17 protein-coding genes are annotated in these 14,628 nt (G+C 65.9%); 10 read left to right on the plus strand and 7 right to left on the minus strand.

The window, feature by feature from the left end:
* Positions 1 to 6: 6 nt before the first annotated feature.
* Positions 7 to 1,224, minus strand: coding sequence for a DUF1501 domain-containing protein (locus ACKWRH_RS38345; protein WP_445217772.1), 1,218 nt, complete (start codon positions 1,222 to 1,224; stop codon positions 7 to 9).
* Positions 1,225 to 1,226: 2 nt separating this feature from the next.
* Positions 1,227 to 2,783 carry a DUF1800 domain-containing protein gene (locus tag ACKWRH_RS38350; RefSeq protein ID WP_445217773.1) on the minus strand — a complete coding sequence of 519 codons (1,557 nt, stop codon included), beginning with the start codon at positions 2,781 to 2,783 and terminating at the stop codon, positions 1,227 to 1,229.
* A 114-nt stretch (positions 2,784 to 2,897) separates the two neighbouring features.
* On the opposite strand from ACKWRH_RS38350, the gene ACKWRH_RS38355 reads away from it, so the two are divergent.
* Positions 2,898 to 3,122, plus strand: coding sequence for a cysteine-rich CWC family protein (locus ACKWRH_RS38355; RefSeq protein ID WP_445217774.1), 225 nt, complete (start codon positions 2,898 to 2,900; stop codon positions 3,120 to 3,122).
* 156 nt (positions 3,123 to 3,278) lie between these two features.
* Here the strand turns inward: ACKWRH_RS38355 and ACKWRH_RS38360 are convergent, their stop codons facing one another.
* The 3 genes from ACKWRH_RS38360 to ACKWRH_RS38370 all read right to left on the minus strand — a co-directional run bounded on the left by ACKWRH_RS38360 (position 3,279) and on the right by ACKWRH_RS38370 (position 5,097).
* Complete coding sequence (locus ACKWRH_RS38360; RefSeq protein WP_445217775.1) at positions 3,279 to 3,977, minus strand: glutathione S-transferase family protein; 699 nt, start codon at positions 3,975 to 3,977, stop codon at positions 3,279 to 3,281.
* Positions 3,978 to 4,090: 113 nt separating this feature from the next.
* Entirely contained in the window at positions 4,091 to 4,321 is a 231-nt protein-coding gene (locus ACKWRH_RS38365; protein WP_445217776.1) for a hypothetical protein, read from the minus strand.
* Positions 4,318 to 5,097, minus strand: a complete 780-nt coding sequence (locus ACKWRH_RS38370) for a TSUP family transporter (RefSeq protein ID WP_445217777.1) — start codon at positions 5,095 to 5,097, stop codon at positions 4,318 to 4,320. The genes ACKWRH_RS38365 and ACKWRH_RS38370 overlap by 4 nt, the downstream gene beginning before the upstream one ends.
* A gap of 306 nt (positions 5,098 to 5,403) precedes the next feature.
* Here ACKWRH_RS38370 and ACKWRH_RS38375 point away from each other — a divergent pair, with 306 nt between their 5' ends.
* The 4 genes from ACKWRH_RS38375 to uvrB all read left to right on the plus strand — a co-directional run bounded on the left by ACKWRH_RS38375 (position 5,404) and on the right by uvrB (position 10,009).
* The gene (locus tag ACKWRH_RS38375; RefSeq protein WP_028151584.1) at positions 5,404 to 6,321 is read left to right on the plus strand and encodes a LysR substrate-binding domain-containing protein; all 918 of its coding nucleotides are present in this window, start codon (positions 5,404 to 5,406) and stop codon (positions 6,319 to 6,321) included.
* Between the two features lie 125 nt (positions 6,322 to 6,446).
* Complete coding sequence (locus ACKWRH_RS38380) at positions 6,447 to 6,674, plus strand: hypothetical protein (RefSeq protein ID WP_445217778.1); 228 nt, start codon at positions 6,447 to 6,449, stop codon at positions 6,672 to 6,674.
* A 54-nt stretch (positions 6,675 to 6,728) separates the two neighbouring features.
* The gene (locus ACKWRH_RS38385) at positions 6,729 to 6,959 is read left to right on the plus strand and encodes a hypothetical protein (RefSeq protein ID WP_445217779.1); all 231 of its coding nucleotides are present in this window, start codon (positions 6,729 to 6,731) and stop codon (positions 6,957 to 6,959) included.
* Positions 6,960 to 7,048: 89 nt separating this feature from the next.
* A complete protein-coding gene (gene uvrB, locus ACKWRH_RS38390; protein WP_445217780.1) occupies positions 7,049 to 10,009 on the plus strand; it encodes an excinuclease ABC subunit UvrB in 2,961 nt (986 codons plus the stop codon).
* A gap of 100 nt (positions 10,010 to 10,109) precedes the next feature.
* Here uvrB and ACKWRH_RS38395 read toward each other — a convergent pair whose 3' ends face one another.
* Positions 10,110 to 10,346 (minus strand): hypothetical protein, encoded by a 237-nt coding sequence (locus ACKWRH_RS38395; protein WP_028151579.1) that lies wholly within the window; start codon positions 10,344 to 10,346, stop codon positions 10,110 to 10,112.
* 292 nt (positions 10,347 to 10,638) lie between these two features.
* Here ACKWRH_RS38395 and ACKWRH_RS38400 point away from each other — a divergent pair, with 292 nt between their 5' ends.
* From ACKWRH_RS38400 to ACKWRH_RS38420, 5 genes are all read left to right on the plus strand, one after another.
* Positions 10,639 to 11,091 (plus strand): nuclear transport factor 2 family protein, encoded by a 453-nt coding sequence (locus ACKWRH_RS38400; protein WP_445217781.1) that lies wholly within the window; start codon positions 10,639 to 10,641, stop codon positions 11,089 to 11,091.
* A 242-nt stretch (positions 11,092 to 11,333) separates the two neighbouring features.
* Positions 11,334 to 11,774: a nuclear transport factor 2 family protein gene (locus tag ACKWRH_RS38405; RefSeq protein WP_445217782.1), complete on the plus strand. Its 441-nt coding sequence runs from the start codon at positions 11,334 to 11,336 to the stop codon at positions 11,772 to 11,774.
* Between the two features lie 383 nt (positions 11,775 to 12,157).
* Positions 12,158 to 13,084 carry a hypothetical protein gene (locus ACKWRH_RS38410; RefSeq protein WP_445217783.1) on the plus strand — a complete coding sequence of 309 codons (927 nt, stop codon included), beginning with the start codon at positions 12,158 to 12,160 and terminating at the stop codon, positions 13,082 to 13,084.
* A 347-nt stretch (positions 13,085 to 13,431) separates the two neighbouring features.
* The gene (locus ACKWRH_RS38415) at positions 13,432 to 13,854 is read left to right on the plus strand and encodes a hypothetical protein (protein ID WP_445217784.1); all 423 of its coding nucleotides are present in this window, start codon (positions 13,432 to 13,434) and stop codon (positions 13,852 to 13,854) included.
* Positions 13,855 to 14,206: 352 nt separating this feature from the next.
* Positions 14,207 to 14,344, plus strand: coding sequence for a hypothetical protein (locus tag ACKWRH_RS38420; RefSeq protein WP_014492018.1), 138 nt, complete (start codon positions 14,207 to 14,209; stop codon positions 14,342 to 14,344).
* Positions 14,345 to 14,383: 39 nt separating this feature from the next.
* Here ACKWRH_RS38420 and ACKWRH_RS38425 read toward each other — a convergent pair whose 3' ends face one another.
* The gene (locus tag ACKWRH_RS38425; RefSeq protein ID WP_166103493.1) at positions 14,384 to 14,530 is read right to left on the minus strand and encodes a hypothetical protein; all 147 of its coding nucleotides are present in this window, start codon (positions 14,528 to 14,530) and stop codon (positions 14,384 to 14,386) included.
* Positions 14,531 to 14,628: the final 98 nt, after the last annotated feature.

Consider the following 14,628-nt stretch of genomic DNA (forward strand, 5'->3'; position numbering starts at 1 on the left):
TGACGGCTAAGCAACCAATCCCTTCATCGGCCGCGCAGCGGTGCTGTCCGGGAACACCGTCTCCGCCAGCACGCGATCGGACAGGCCGAACTGTCCCTGCAGCACGCCCTTGATGACCGAGCGAAGGTCCGTGGTCGGCTTGAGGTCGCGGCCTTCATAGAGGTTGGCGAGCTTGAGGCCGGGCCAGTCGGAGATGACGCGGCCGCCTTTCACCGCGCCGCCGGCGAGCAGCGCAATCGTTGCCGTGCCGTGATCGGTGCCGTCGGTGCCGTTGATGCGCGCGGTGCGGCCGAACTCGGTGGCGACGACGATTGCGGTGTCGCGCCAGCGCTCGCCGAGGCCGCTTTCGAACTCGGCAAGCGCGCCATCGAGGCCGCCGAGCAGAAAGGCCAGACGCCCGACCGGACCGCCTTCATTGGCATGCGTATCCCAGCCGTCGAAAGCGAGCGCGGCGATGCGCGGGCCGTCGTCGGCCGCCATCAGTTTTGCGGCGCCGCGCGCGACCTGGCGCATCTGCGCGACCTGATTGCCAGGCTTCGGCTTCATGTCGTCGCCGCTCGCGGCCTTCTCCAACTGGAGGCCCTGCGACAGCGCGGAGGCCAGCGCGGGATCGCGGTGGCGATAGAGATCGACCAGCCGCATCGCGGTGTCGTCGTCGGCTTGCGGCAGCGCCACCGGCGCCCAGCCGACGGTCGGCGCATTGCCGCGCAATACCAGCAGCGTGGTCGGACCGACCGCGAGACCGCTCGACACGCGCTCGCCGCGCGGCAGCGCTTCGAGCGCGCGATTGAGCCAGCCGGATTGCACGCGGCCGGGGCCGGCATAGCCGCTTTCGAGCACGTCCTGACCATCGAAATGCGAGCGGTCGCGATAGGGCGTCGCAACGGCATGGATCACCGCGGCATGCATGTCGCGATACATGCGCGCGAATTCCGGCATCGCCGGATGCAGCGCGAAGAAAGGATCGAGCATGATCGCGGGACGCGCGCCGTCGGCGGCAAGCGCGATCGAACCATGCAGGCCGGCATAATCGGGGTCACCGAGCGGCGCGACGGTCGAGAGCCCGTCGAGCGCGCCGCGCAGGATCACCACGATCAAGCGCGGATCGCGGCCACCGGCCGCGCGGGCGAATTTCGGCAAATAGGCCCAGGCCGCGAAGGAGGCGCCGCCGAGCAGCAGGCCGCGGCGCGAGGTGAGGAGCCGGTTCTCGACGCAGTCGATCATCATCATCTCCTCTGCATTTCCGGCGACATCAGCAGCAGCGCCAGCGCCTGCTGCCGCGACTCCGCGCGCTCGATGGTTTTGCGCGTCTCGATCGAGGCCGCATCGGCGGCCGCGAACTCCAGCAGGTCGAGCGGATCGATGTTGTTGCCAAGCCGCGCGCCCATTTGCGCCGCGATGTCGAGCCGGAGCTTGATGCCTTCGGGTGCGGCCCAGGCCGCGCTGGTATCCGGAAAACCGTTCGGCCCGGCCGGCGACCACAGCGGCTGGCCGAGCAGATTGAGATTGTTGAGATAGCCGCCGGGATCTTCCGGCACGCGCGCGAGCAGCCGGCCGCTCGCGACCACGAAGTCGTAAGGCGAGCGCATCTTGGTCAGCGGCGCCTTCCAGGCCTCGTCGGAATCGACGAGCGCCGTCGCCATCGCCTTGAGATCACCGTCGGTCTTGACGAAGGTTTCCCGCAATCGCGCCACGAGCGCCGGCGGCGGATCGTCGGCGACGAAATGGCGGACGAATTTGGTGGCGATGAAATTGGCGGTCGAGGGATGTCGCGCGATGTCGGCGAGTGCGGCCTCGCCCTGCGCAAGGCCGGTCGGCTGGTAGGTCTTGCCGAGCAGCAGTTGCGGCCCGGGCTGGTGCGCATTGACGTTGAACACGAAGGAGCCGGGCGTTCCCAGCTGCCCCTGCCGGCCGGCAAAGGTCCAGCCGGTGATGATGCGCGCGAGCGAGGTGACGTCGTCCTGCGTGTAGCCGCCGCCGACGCCGAGCGTATGCAGCTCCATGATCTCGCGCGCGAGATTCTCGTTCAGCCCCCGCTTGCGGTTTTGCCCGGCGCGCGAGTCCGGCCCGAGCGATTGCTGGTTGTCGAGGAAGAACAACATCGCCGGATGCTGCTCGACGGCCTTGAGCATGTCGGCGAAGCGCCCAAGCACATGCGGCCGGATCGCCTCGCGCTCGAACGCGCCGGCCCATATCCGCGCCAGCTCGCCCTTGCTCGCGGAGATGCAGAAATGGTTGGACCAGAACACCACCAGCCGCTCGGTGAAGCCGCACTCGACCAGCGTCGCGCGCTGCAAGCGCGCCAGCGCTTCGACGCGAAAGGTTTTCTGGATCACGTTGAGCGGCTGCGGCGCGGGCTTGGCGGCAGGGGGCGCGGCAGCATTGGGCTGCATCGTATCCGGTTTCGCCGAACTATCCGCCGGTTTCGCATCAGTCATCTGGCCGGCGATCTCGGTCGCGGCCGCGTTGAGCGAGAGATTGCGGCGCAGCCCCGGCTTCGGATCGGCCGGTGCCTGCTGCGCCCCTTCAGCGGGCGCAGCGGCCTTCGCGGCCTCGCGCGCCTGCTTGACCTGGTCCTGATAGGCGAACACGGCCTGGCCCAGCTGCGGCGTCGATTGCAGGCCCGGCGCCTCCAGCAGCACCCCGTTGGGGCGCGCGAGTTCCGCCTTCACGAAGCCACGCGGATCGGACGCCGCGTTGATGAGATCGCCGGACGCCCCGCCGCGCGCTCCGAAGCCGAAACGGTTGAGCGCGACGAGGGCAGCTTGCGAATCGCGGGCCATCGATGTGTCCTTCGCGCGTTGCCAACCGCTTTCCGAGTCTGAGCGCAGCGCCTAATATACCGTAGCGGGAGATGAACCCGGCATGAAAATGACGGGGCGGCCTTTGGGCAGATCATGACAAATCCGAAAGAATTTCCCTCCGATTTTCCCTTGCCGGAACCGCGCCGCCTCGCCTGCTCCCGTTGCGGCGCCGAGTTCGGCTGCGATCTCTCGGGCAACTGCTGGTGCGCGGAGGAAACGGCGCGCCTGCCGATGCCGGTCAAGGGCGAGGATTGTTTGTGCCGGGAGTGTTTGCGGAAGGCGGCAGGGGTGCGTAGCCCGGATGGAGCGGAAGCGTGATCCGAGCTACGGCAGTACCGTAGGGTGGGCAAAGCGACTTGTCCGCCGTAGCTCGCAGAGCGAAGACGGAAGCGTCCCCACCATTTTTATTACGTGTGTGGGGAGATGCTGGGTACGGCGCTTTGCGCCTTTGCCCACCCTACGAAGCGACCAAGCCTACACCGCGTGTCCCGGCGATGTCCGCGCCATACCGTCAAACGCGTCGAGCAGCTTCTCGCGCCACGCATAGACGGGATCATCGCTCTCCAGCAGCTTGAACGGGCTCGTCACGCGCGCCCACTGAAAACCGCCGAACACGATGTAGTCGGCATAGTTCGGCGCGCTGCCGCCGATGAAGGGCTGCCTCTTGAGGGTCTGCCGCATCACCTCGAGCGACTTGCGGAACGCGACGACGCCGGTGTCGCGGCTCGCCATCACGTCTTCCAGCGTTTTGCCGCCGAAACGCGCCTCGCGCGACTGGCGGAAATAGGTGGCATCGACCTCCGCGAGATTCTTCGGGATGTCGGCGATGATCAGCGGAAAGATGCCGCCGACGATGGCGATATCGCCCCAGGCGTTGAGCATGCGCGCCATGGCGCGGCCGCCCTCGCCGCCGAACAGCGACGGCTGGTCTGGAAAATTGTCTTCGAGATAATTCGCGATCGCCCAGGAATCGATCACGGGCTTGTCATGATGCAGGAGCACCGGGACCTTCTCCGAGCCGTGCGGCGAAATCGCGCTCTTCTCGGTGAAGCGCCAGGGCAGCGATTCCGCCGACAGGTGCTTGTGCGCCAGCGCCATCCGCGTGCGCCAGCAATACGGGCTGAACGGGCGCGCGGCATCGGTCCCGACGAGTTCGAAGAGTTTGAGCGACATGGCTGGTGTTCCGTCATTGCGAGCGCGGCGAAGCAATCCAGACTGCCGCCGCGGAGACATTCTGGATTGCTTCGCTTGCGCTCGCAATGACGATGTGGAGGCGGAGGTGGGGGTCACCGCCCGTTCGTGCGCAGCAACCTCTCGCCGTCCGTCGTCACCGCGATGATCAGCCCCACACCAGGCAGTGTTTCGCGGGTGACGTAGCCCCGCTCGGCGGCGTCTTCCCAGATGGTGAGGCGTGGGCACGAGGTCTTCCAGGTCGCGATCACCTCGGCATAGGCGCGCGGCTCGCGCGCGACCCATTCGACGAAGTCCAGCACCAGCGGGTCGGTTGTCTCGCTCATTGCAAACCTCCCTTGTCGAAGGCCGCCAGCACCGGCGTGCGAACCAGGAGCCAGCCGCCATAGGCCATATAGTAGCAGGCGATGGTGGTGATCAGCTTGTTCGACCAGGCCACGAATTGCTGGTCGGTCATGGCTTCGAGGATGCGCCGCGCCAGCGTGGTGCCGAGCATCGAGGCCGCGATCGCGACGCCGGCGAGCACGGGATCGAGGCTCGCGGCCTGGTCGATGATGCCGCCGAAATAGACGAGCTTGGTGAAATGGCTGACGAGCTGGCACATCGCCTTCGTCGCCACCTTCTCGCGCCGGCCGAAATCGCCGCCGAGGAAGAAGGTGTCGAGCAACGGGCCCGACACGCCGGTCATCAGCATCAGGCCCATGCAGATCGTGCCATAGACCGTGCCCTGCCAGAGACGGTCAGGATCCGGCTTGATGTTCGACGGCAGCAGCCGCGCCATGAACGGGGTGATGCCGAGCAGCAGCAGCGCCATCGGCTTGTCCGGCACATAGCGGCTGAGCGACCAGGCCGCGAGCGCGATGGCAGCGCCGACCATGTAGTTCGCGACCGGCCGCCAGCGGATATGCGCGCGCCAGAGGAGCGCGCGCCAGCCGTTCGAGGCCATCTGCGTGATCGCATGCAGCACCATCGCCGTCGGCAGCGGCATTAGCGCCAGCAGCACGCCGATCAGGATCAGCCCGCCCGCCATGCCGAACAGTCCCGACAGGAACGCGGTGGCGACCATCAGCAATCCGAGGGCCGCGATCATGATGGGCGTCACGAGAAATTCTCCTGCAAGCGCGTAAGGGACGAAGGCTGCATCACTCACTCGCCCCGCTTGCGGGGAGAGGGTGGGGTGAGGGGGAGTCTCCGCAAGAGAGGTGGCAATCGGGCTCGCGGAGAGTCCACCTCACCCGGAATTTTCTGTCGCAAATTCCGGCCTCTCGCCGCGTGCGGGGAGAGGCGAAGAACGCGGCGGCGGCCCCCAACATTGCTTGGAATTACTCTCATTCTTGTGCCTCGCTTGCCCCGGCTTCGCAAACTGAGTTATCTTGGCCTTGCATCAGCTTTCCTGAGGGTGGGTCATTTGCGGCGGCTGCTGTTTCTCAACGGCATCAAGGCGTTCGAGGCGGCGGCGCGGACCGGCAGCTTCGCCGCGGCCGGGCTCGAGCTCAGCGTGTCGGCGGCGGCCGTCAGCCGCATGGTGCATCTGCTGGAGGAACGTCTCGGCGTCGCGCTGTTCGAGCGCAAGGCCAACAAGCTCGTGCTGACGCAGGCAGGCCGCGCCTATCAAAGCGGGCTGACGCCGATCTTCGACGCGCTGGCAAGCCTCACCGCGCAGGTGACGGCGCCCTCCAGCGTCCGCGTGCTCACCATTGGCGTCGGCCACACCTTTGCAATGCGCTGGCTGATCCCGCGCCTGTCGGAGTTTCGCAGCGAGGAGCCCGACATCGAGGTGCGCTTCACCACCGGCGGCGCCGAGGTCCCATTCGGCGAGGACTGGAGCTGCGGCATCAAGCTCGGCACCGGCGACTGGCCCGGCCTGGTCGCCGAGCCGCTATTCGCCGGCGACCTCACGCCGGTCTGCGTGCCTCGCCTCGCCACCGGCCTGAAGCGGCCCGCCGACCTCAAAGGGCCGGGCCTGATCCGCGTCACGCATTCGCCGGAGGATTGGCCGATCTGGCTCAAGGCCGCGAACCTCACCCGCATCAACGCGCGCGGACCGGAATTCCAGTTCTACGGTCAGGCGCTCCAGGCCGCCGCCGACGGCCTTGGCATCGCCATGGGCATCCGGCCCTATATCGACGACGATCTCGCCGCCGGCAGGCTGGTCGCGCCGTTCGATCTCTCGGTTCCCAAGGGCATGCGCTGGTACCTGCTGTATCGCAGTTTTCAGACCGAGCAGCGCGACTTCGCCGCGTTCCGGCGCTGGATCATGCGGGCGGCCTCTGAGCCCGCAGCACGCCCCGCCAGGCGGATCGGCCGCGCCGCGCCGCGGAACTGACGCCCGTTCCACGAGGCCCTGGGCAAAAAAGCCGGCCGCTTGTGAATGGCTTCACATACTGAACGCGCCAAACGTGGTCACCTTGCCCCTCCAACAAGACACTTACGGAACATTTGGGGACTACAATGACGACCCTCTACGACGGTTTTGACATCGAATCCTTCGAGGCCGGCAAAGGCCTTTGGCATGCCCGCATCCGCCGCGCCGATCTCAGCCCCCTTGCCATCGACGGCGTGCTGTTTCCGGCCATGGAAGTCGGTTTCGCCTGGCCCGATCAGAGCGCGGCGATCGCCGATGCCAAGCACCACATCGACCGTTTCCGCCGGCGGGCCGACGAGCACGACGACGAATAAGCGCGGGACTCCAAGCGAACCAAGGGACCGCGCAGCATAAAGGGGGAGCCGGCTATGTCAGTCATCGAATTCGAAGACGCGCCGCGGCCGAGGATCTACGCCCGTAATGTGCTGTCGAAATGTCCCGAATGCGACGGCGATCTTGCGGTGCTTCGCGTGATCGGCGGCCGCGCCGGATGCGAGTACTGGACCATGCGCTGCACCGGTTGCGGCGGGATCCATCTCGACATCCTTGAGCCGCACCGGGCGAGCAACGACGACGAGGCCCCGCCGCCGGCGGCTTAAAGAGGCTGCTGCCAACCTGCTGTCAGCAGCCTGAGCACGGACGTACCTTCGCTCTTTTCTGAAGGGCTGACTCGTCCCATATTCGGGGCATGGCGAAGAAACCTGCTCCCCCGAAATCCCCCAAATCCAAAGCCCCGAACTCCAAGGCGCACCGCCCTGACGTCCAGCCGATCGGGCCGGCGCTGGCCGAGTTGCTCAATCCCGCGATCAATCGTGGCGATGCCGGGCTGGGATCGGGCACTGGCCTGCAGCCGCCGCCGGACAATTCGCGCGACCGCCGCGCCGGGGGCGAGGCTGCCGCGCATCGGGCACGCGCCTCGACGCCGAAGGAGTTTCCGCAGGATGCGACGAGACCGATGCCGCTGCGGCCCAATCCGCAGCCACCGGGGGTGCGCGCTTCGGAGAGCGGCGGTTTCGACGAGGCGCCCCAGGCCAATTACGGCACTGCCGCCACGATCCCGACGCTCGATCCGGAACTGGCGCGGCAGCTCGGGCTTCCCACCGAGGAGGACGATGCCGAGGCGCTGGCGCGTCCGCCGCGCACCAAGATGGAGGCGCTCGGGGTCAAGGCGACTGCCGACGCACTGGAATCGCTGATCCGCGAGGGCCGGCCGGAATTCCGCAAGGACGACGGCTCCACCAAGGTGTGGACCCCGCACCGGCCGCCGCGGCCGGAGAAGTCCGAAGGCGGCGTGCGCTTCGAGATCAAGTCGCCCTACCAGCCGCGCGGCGACCAGCCGACCGCGATCGCCGAGCTGGTCGAAGGCATCCAGCGTAACGACCGCAGCCAAGTGCTGCTCGGCGTCACCGGCTCCGGCAAGACCTACACCATGGCCAAGGTGATCGAGGCGACGCAGAGACCCGCCATCATCCTGGCGCCGAACAAGACGCTCGCCGCCCAGCTCTACGGCGAGTTCAAGAGCTTCTTCCCCGACAACGCGGTCGAGTATTTCGTCAGCTATTACGACTATTACCAGCCGGAAGCCTACGTTCCTCGCACGGACACCTACATCGAAAAGGATTCTTCGATCAACGAGCAGATCGACCGCATGCGCCACTCGGCGACGCGCGCGCTGCTCGAACGCGACGACGTCATCATCGTGGCGTCGGTGTCCTGCATCTACGGTATCGGCTCGGTCGAGACCTACACCGCGATGACCTTCGCGCTGAAGAAGGGCGAGCGCATCGACCAGCGCCAGCTGATCGCCGACCTCGTCGCGCTCCAGTACAAGCGCACCCAGGCCGATTTTACCCGCGGCACCTTCCGCGTCCGCGGCGACGTCATCGACATCTTCCCGGCGCACTACGAAGACCGCGCCTGGCGTGTGAATTTGTTCGGCGACACCATCGAGACCATCGAGGAGTTCGATCCGCTCACCGGCCACAAGCAGGACGAGCTCGAATTCATCAAGATGTACGCCAACTCGCACTATGTGACGCCGCGCCCGACGCTGGTGCAGGCGATCAAGTCGATCAAGTCCGAACTGAAGATGCGGCTCGACCAACTGCACGACCAGGGCCGCCTGCTGGAGGCGCAGCGGCTGGAGCAGCGCACCACCTTCGATCTCGAGATGATGGAGGCGACGGGAAGCTGCGCCGGCATCGAGAACTATTCGCGCTATCTCACCGGGCGCCTGCCCGGCGAGCCGCCGCCGACGCTGTTCGAATATGTCCCCGACAACGCGCTGGTGTTCGCCGACGAAAGCCACGTCACCGTGCCGCAGATCGGCGGCATGTTCCGCGGCGACTTCCGCCGCAAGGCGACGCTGGCCGAATACGGCTTCCGCCTGCCGTCGTGCATGGACAATCGCCCGCTCCGCTTCGAGGAGTGGGACATGATGCGGCCGCAGACGGTCGCGGTGTCGGCCACGCCGAGCGCCTGGGAGCTGAACGAGAGCGGCGGCGTGTTCGTCGAACAGGTGATCCGCCCGACGGGGCTTATTGATCCTCCCGTTCATATACGCCCCGCCCGCACCCAGGTCGACGATCTCGTCGGCGAGGTCCGCGCCACCGCCCAGGCCGGCTATCGCTCGCTGATCACGGTGCTGACGAAGCGCATGGCGGAGGACCTCACCGAATATCTGCACGAGCAGGGCATTCGCGTGCGCTACATGCATTCTGACATCGATACCATCGAGCGCATCGAGATCATCCGCGATCTTCGTCTGGGCGCGTTCGATGCGCTGGTCGGCATCAATTTGCTGCGCGAAGGTCTCGACATTCCCGAATGCGCGCTGGTCGCGATTTTGGATGCCGACAAGGAAGGTTTCCTGCGCAGCGAGACCTCGCTGATCCAGACCATCGGCCGCGCCGCGCGCAACGTCGACGGCAAGGTGATCCTCTATGCGGACCAGATGACGGGGTCGATGGAGCGCGCGATCGCGGAAACCAACCGGCGCCGCGAAAAACAGGTCGAGTACAACACCGCCAACGGCATCACGCCGGAGAGCGTGAAGAAGCAGATCGGCGACATCCTCAACTCCGTCTACGAGCGCGACCATGTGCTGGTCGAGGTCGGCGGCCACGACATGACCGACGACGTCATCTCGATCGGCCACAATTTTGAAGCCGTGCTCGCCGATCTCGAAACAAGGATGCGCGAGGCCGCCGCCGATCTGAACTTCGAGGAAGCCGCCCGCCTGCGCGACGAAGTCAAGCGCCTGCGCGCGACCGAGCTCGCGGTGGTCGACGATCCCACCGTCAAGCAGCGCACGGTGCAAGGCAAGGCCGGCGCCTATGCCGGCACCAAGAAGTACGGCGACGCCGCCAACTTGCCCGTCAGCGCGATGAAGAAGAAAACCGTGAGCTCCGCACTGAAAGCAAGCGGCGGCGGCAGCGGATCGAAGGTGCACAAGCCACATCTCGACGAGATGCACGGGCCGGAGTCGTTGCCCTACCGCGAAAACCCGAGCCTGCCGTCAAAGCCGTTCGGCAGCACGAGCCGGATCATCCAGCCGACGGACTCAAGGCAGTCGGGGCCGGAGTTCGGGCCGGCGCCGAAGTCGACGGGCGGGCAGCCGGGACGGCGTGGCGGGTGGAAGAAGAGGTAGGCGACGGAGTATCGTCCGCGCTTGTCGTGGTTATGGATTCCGGGCTCGCCGCTTTGCGGCGCCCCCGGAATGACGAGAGAGCATGTGGTGCCGTTCGCGCCTACAGCTTCCCCTGCCCGTTGACCTGACCCTGCTGTTGCTGCTGCTTTTCCTGCTCCTTGGCGTGATGCCTGCCGTAGAGGCAGCCGGCGGCGGCGCCCAGGACGCCGTGATGGCCGGCATAGTGGCCGGCGACGCCGCCGACGACGGCGCCCTTGATACAGCCCTTGGCGTTGGCGGCGGAGGTTGCGCCCAGCATCAGAAGTGCTGCGGCGACGGTGAGAAGCGGGGATTTCATGATCGATGTCTCCGGATCAGTTTCGGCGTTTCAACGAGCACCGGCGGGCGCGGGTTCCTGTGTGCCGTGCGTCGCAGGACGCGCCCGCCGGCATGCACGCGACGTCATCGCGGGACGAAATCCCGCTCGAATTCGTGCAGGCGACCACAAGCACAACCGGTAATTGCATTTCATGAACCCGGCATTGCATCGGCGCGTCATATGATCCGGACACCTTTGTTTCTGCGGATTGATGGACGCGCGAAGCGCGCATTGGCGTTTGCAATCGACACCCCACGAGGGCGGAAGCGGCATGACGGTTGGATCGCTGAACAGGCAACGCGTGCTGCATCTGCTGGACAGTTTTGCGCGCGGCGACATCGAGGCCGCGCTGGCGTGCTGCACCGACGACGTCGACTTTCTCACCCACGCCCCGATCGACGTGCTGCCGCACATGGTGCCGCGCCACGGCAAGCAGGAGCTGCGCGAGCTGTGGCAGACGGTGTGGTCGCGCTATTCCGAAATCCGCTACAAGGCGCCGCACATCCTCGCCGAGGGCGACGAGGTCGCGACCTACATGCACGCCTACTTCAAGAAGCGCAGCAACGATCGCATCGTGCAGTTCGACATGGCCGTGTTCTACAGCTTCCGGGGCGGACTGGTGGCGCAGATCCGCGAGATCATCGATTCCTACGATCTGGTGCAGCAGGTGCTGGAGCGGGAGATCGGGCCGCTGATCGTCGGCGCACGGGCGGACCGGGGATGACCCCTTCTCCCTCGCCTTGATCTTACGGGGAGAGATAAAGCAGAGACCGGAAGATTACGGGGTTCTGTTGTAAATCTCACAAAACCGCATCAATTGTGCATTGCGAAAACGTGAATTGCGTTTTGGCCGAAATGGCCTATTTTATTCGTATACGAATGAGTTGAGCGGGTCCTCGGCACCTTTTCTGTGCATGGGGTTGTTTTCCGTTTTTTCTGCAAGCCAGCTTCAGGACGCCCCCCCAAATGACAGAGCACAGCCTCTGGCGTTTCTCGCGCGCGTTGCATCGCGCGGTGAACGACCGGGATTTCAGGGACATCGAGGCCCTGATCGACGAGGACGTCGAGTGGGCAATCTACGGTCCGATCGACATGTTTCCGTTCCTCGGCGCGCGCCAGGGCCGGGACGCCGTGCTCGACGTCATCCGCCAGCTCGCCGACAATTTCCGCGTCCGCCGCTTCGACCGCGAGAGCATCATGCTCGGCGTGGATTCCGCGGCCTCGATGCTGCGCTACTCGCTGACCGCGCTCGACTCGGACAAGCCGATCAGCTTGCGGGTCGCACAGTTCGCCCAGTTCAGGGCGGGCAAGCTGATCAGCATGCGCGTGCTGGTCGACACCTTCGATCTGGTTGAACAGGCACTCGGCCGCGCCATTCATCTGCCGAAGATGACCCGCGTCGGCTGAGGGGGACGCCAACGGGCCCCGTTTGCCGGGATCGATGATTGATGCTCGCCCGACCCGCGCCCTGGCCTCCAGCCCCGCCGGATGCCGTCGTGGCGAAGCTCGTCATCGGGCGCGCGCCTTTCGCGCGGCCCGTTGGTTCGCCATTCCAGTGGTTTGAGCATGATCTCCGCGCACACGCATTCCGCGTTTGTCGCGAGGGAAAATTGCTGCACACTTTGCGCTGGCGCGGCCCTTCGGGTCCGGATCATGCTCTGGCCGAGGCGAGCCGCCACAATTTCGCAACGATGGATCACCATGTGTTGAGCGGACCGAATGGCGCATGGTCATCACCGAAGGCCGCACTATAGTGGCGGCAAGCATGCGCTGGGCTCGCGGGCAGGACGATGGAATTCTCGACAGGTTTTGGCTGGACCAGGCTGCCGGTGCTGGCGGCCGCATTCATTTTGGGCTCGGTTCTGACGGTCTCGGCGCAGATCATTCCGCCCTTCTCCCCCGGCCCGGCGGCAGCGCCCGACGACGAGGCTGAGGCCGCAGAGACCGCCGAGGCCCCCGACGTCAACGACCCCGACGTGCTCAAAGGCATCGACGTCGACAAGCTCGACTGGAGCCAGCTCGCGGTCGACGCCGGCACCGGCAACGACGTCATGGCCGCCAAGAAGCGCGCCCAGGCCGCCGCCAAGGACGGCCTGAACTGGTCGTCGAACGCGAACGCCAACGGCTCCTCGGGGGTAACGGTAAAGCAGTCGGTCTCCTCGTTCTGGGACGCCCGCATCGGTGCCGACATGACGGTGACGAGCGAGCCGCGGACGATGTCCGAGCTGCTGGCGCAGAAAGCCACCAATGGCGGCAGCCTGCCGCAATCCTCCGGCAGCGCCTGGGCGGCGGCGACCGCGCCGGGCGCCGGCTCGATCTGGGACAAGACCGCGGTGGAAGCCCGCGTGGATCCCGGCGCCGAGCAGAGCAAGATCGGGGCGTCGCTGATCAAGTCGGTGCCGCTGTCGAGCGACACGTCGCTGACGCTCCAGAACGGCTACAGCGTCAACCAGCAGGGCACCACCGCGGTGCCCGGCATCGGCGGCCACGTCACGCGCAACTACGAGACGGATCAGACCGCCAAGGTCACCCTCACCGACACCGGCACCAGCATCACCGCCGGCCAGTCGCTGTCGACGACCGACGACAAATGGCTGCGCAAGGTCGGCGCCGAGCAAAAGCTGTTCGACAACGTCACCGTCTCCGGCTCGGTCGGCGAGACCTCGCAAGGCGCGATCAACAAGAGCCTGACGGCAGGCTTCAAGAAGAGCTGGTAGCTTAAGCTCTCGACTCTCTCCCCTCATCCTGAGGAGCGCGGAACGCGCGTCTTCGAGGGATCGAGGCCCGCGCTGCGGCAGCCGGGCCTGCATGGTTCTCGCGGCGATGCGCAGCATCGTCCGCTGGACGCGCGCGAAGGGCGCGCTCCACCATGAGGGGGATGGAACTTCGTTGCCCCCCGGCCATTCAGACTCTCGTAACCATACGCCACGGCAAAGCCCCCGAATCGTCCGCCCTTGCCGTATCTCGGCCAAGTTGCGGTCAAAATCCGACGCCCTAGTCGGATAACCGAACTCGTCGTGCGGGGGACACTCGCGCTGCGCTCAACGCGAACAGGGGAATAACGATGAACGCCATGCGTCCGGAAAAGACCGAATCCACCGAGACCGAGACGGTCGACACCAACCTCGCCGCAGTGACGGAAGTCGAAGCCGGCATTCGCGACTTCGTCCGCAACGATATCGCCTATCTGCGCCGGCCGGCGTCGGGGAGCACCGACGCGCCGCCGCTCGATCCGAGCGCGGAAGCCACCGTCACCAACGTCAACTCGCTGATCCAGCGCGTCGCCGGCACCTCGCTCGCCGAGATCGAGAACCTGATCTCCGAGCTCGAGAGCCTGCGCGACCTGCTCCATGCCGAAGGCCAGCGCGTCCAGCGCGAGATCTCCGGCTACGCCCAGCTCAGCCAGGCCGCGATGAAGTCGACCCGCATGATCGCCGACAACGTCGCGCAGTGGAAGCGCGCCGCCGACGGCCTGCGCAACAGCTGATCGCTCACGTCAAGCATCACCAGCCGCCGCGTTCCGCAAGGGCGCGGCGGTTTTGATTCGTGCGAGTGAAGCGGACACTCCCGCCTCTCCAATACAGGGGTCATCACCCGCGAAAGCGGGTGATCCAGTATTCCAGAGTCGGCAATGATTCAGCCGAGACGCCGCAGCGTACTGGATGCCCCGGTCAAGCCGGGGCATGACAGCGGAGGGTGTGGCTGCGAAAGATTGGGGCAGTGGACATGCGCTCACACAGTCAATGCAGCCGACCCGGTTCACTTTGAACCCTCCACCCCTCCCCGCCGACCAATGCCAAGCGCCCGCAGCCTTGCGGCCGCGCCTGGGGACATTTCAGATGGAAAGCATTCGGCCCGACAATACGGACCCTATCCCGCTGCGGCCCGCGCCGAACCAGTTCGGCACGATCATGCTGCGCTTTGTGGGATTGCTGGCGGTCGCGATCGCGGTGCTGGCGTTCGTCTATAGCCGCTGACGGCAGGACCGGAAGGTGGCCCGAAAAGTTAACGAGCCCTTAACGGCTCGCGTCGACCGTTGAGGCTTCCAAGGTGTAGCCGCCATCGGCATAGCCCTTCACCACCATGCCGGCGACCAGCATCACTGCCAGCGTCGCGGTCGCAAAGATAAATCCCACCAGCTTGAGTGCGCCGCGGTCTGCCATGGTCCTCGTCCCCTGTTCTCTGCCCAATTCGTTTCAATTAGACAGCGACAGGTTCATAATTGGTTAGCAACTCGATGGTTCCGCCAACTGCTTCGCGG

The sequence above is a fragment of the Bradyrhizobium sp. Pa8 genome (assembly GCF_052588265.1).

Excerpts from the sequence above, each read along its gene's own strand:
- uvrB (WP_445217780.1), top strand. The coding sequence starts at position 7,049 with ATGGCGAAGAAACCTGCTCCCCCGAAATCCCCCAAATCCAAAGCCCCG.
- ACKWRH_RS38380 (WP_445217778.1), top strand. The coding sequence starts at position 6,447 with ATGACGACCCTCTACGACGGTTTTGACATCGAATCCTTCGAGGCCGGC.
- ACKWRH_RS38415 (WP_445217784.1), top strand. The coding sequence starts at position 13,432 with ATGAACGCCATGCGTCCGGAAAAGACCGAATCCACCGAGACCGAGACG.
- ACKWRH_RS38395 (WP_028151579.1), bottom strand. The coding sequence starts at position 10,346 with ATGAAATCCCCGCTTCTCACCGTCGCCGCAGCACTTCTGATGCTGGGC.
- ACKWRH_RS38385 (WP_445217779.1), top strand. The coding sequence starts at position 6,729 with ATGTCAGTCATCGAATTCGAAGACGCGCCGCGGCCGAGGATCTACGCC.
- ACKWRH_RS38405 (WP_445217782.1), top strand. The coding sequence starts at position 11,334 with ATGACAGAGCACAGCCTCTGGCGTTTCTCGCGCGCGTTGCATCGCGCG.
- ACKWRH_RS38355 (WP_445217774.1), top strand. The coding sequence starts at position 2,898 with ATGACAAATCCGAAAGAATTTCCCTCCGATTTTCCCTTGCCGGAACCG.
- ACKWRH_RS38420 (WP_014492018.1), top strand. The coding sequence starts at position 14,207 with ATGGAAAGCATTCGGCCCGACAATACGGACCCTATCCCGCTGCGGCCC.
- ACKWRH_RS38425 (WP_166103493.1), bottom strand. The coding sequence starts at position 14,530 with ATGGCAGACCGCGGCGCACTCAAGCTGGTGGGATTTATCTTTGCGACC.
- ACKWRH_RS38345 (WP_445217772.1), bottom strand. The coding sequence starts at position 1,224 with ATGATCGACTGCGTCGAGAACCGGCTCCTCACCTCGCGCCGCGGCCTG.
- ACKWRH_RS38400 (WP_445217781.1), top strand. The coding sequence starts at position 10,639 with ATGACGGTTGGATCGCTGAACAGGCAACGCGTGCTGCATCTGCTGGAC.
- ACKWRH_RS38350 (WP_445217773.1), bottom strand. The coding sequence starts at position 2,783 with ATGGCCCGCGATTCGCAAGCTGCCCTCGTCGCGCTCAACCGTTTCGGC.
- ACKWRH_RS38410 (WP_445217783.1), top strand. The coding sequence starts at position 12,158 with ATGGAATTCTCGACAGGTTTTGGCTGGACCAGGCTGCCGGTGCTGGCG.
- ACKWRH_RS38360 (WP_445217775.1), bottom strand. The coding sequence starts at position 3,977 with ATGTCGCTCAAACTCTTCGAACTCGTCGGGACCGATGCCGCGCGCCCG.
- ACKWRH_RS38365 (WP_445217776.1), bottom strand. The coding sequence starts at position 4,321 with ATGAGCGAGACAACCGACCCGCTGGTGCTGGACTTCGTCGAATGGGTC.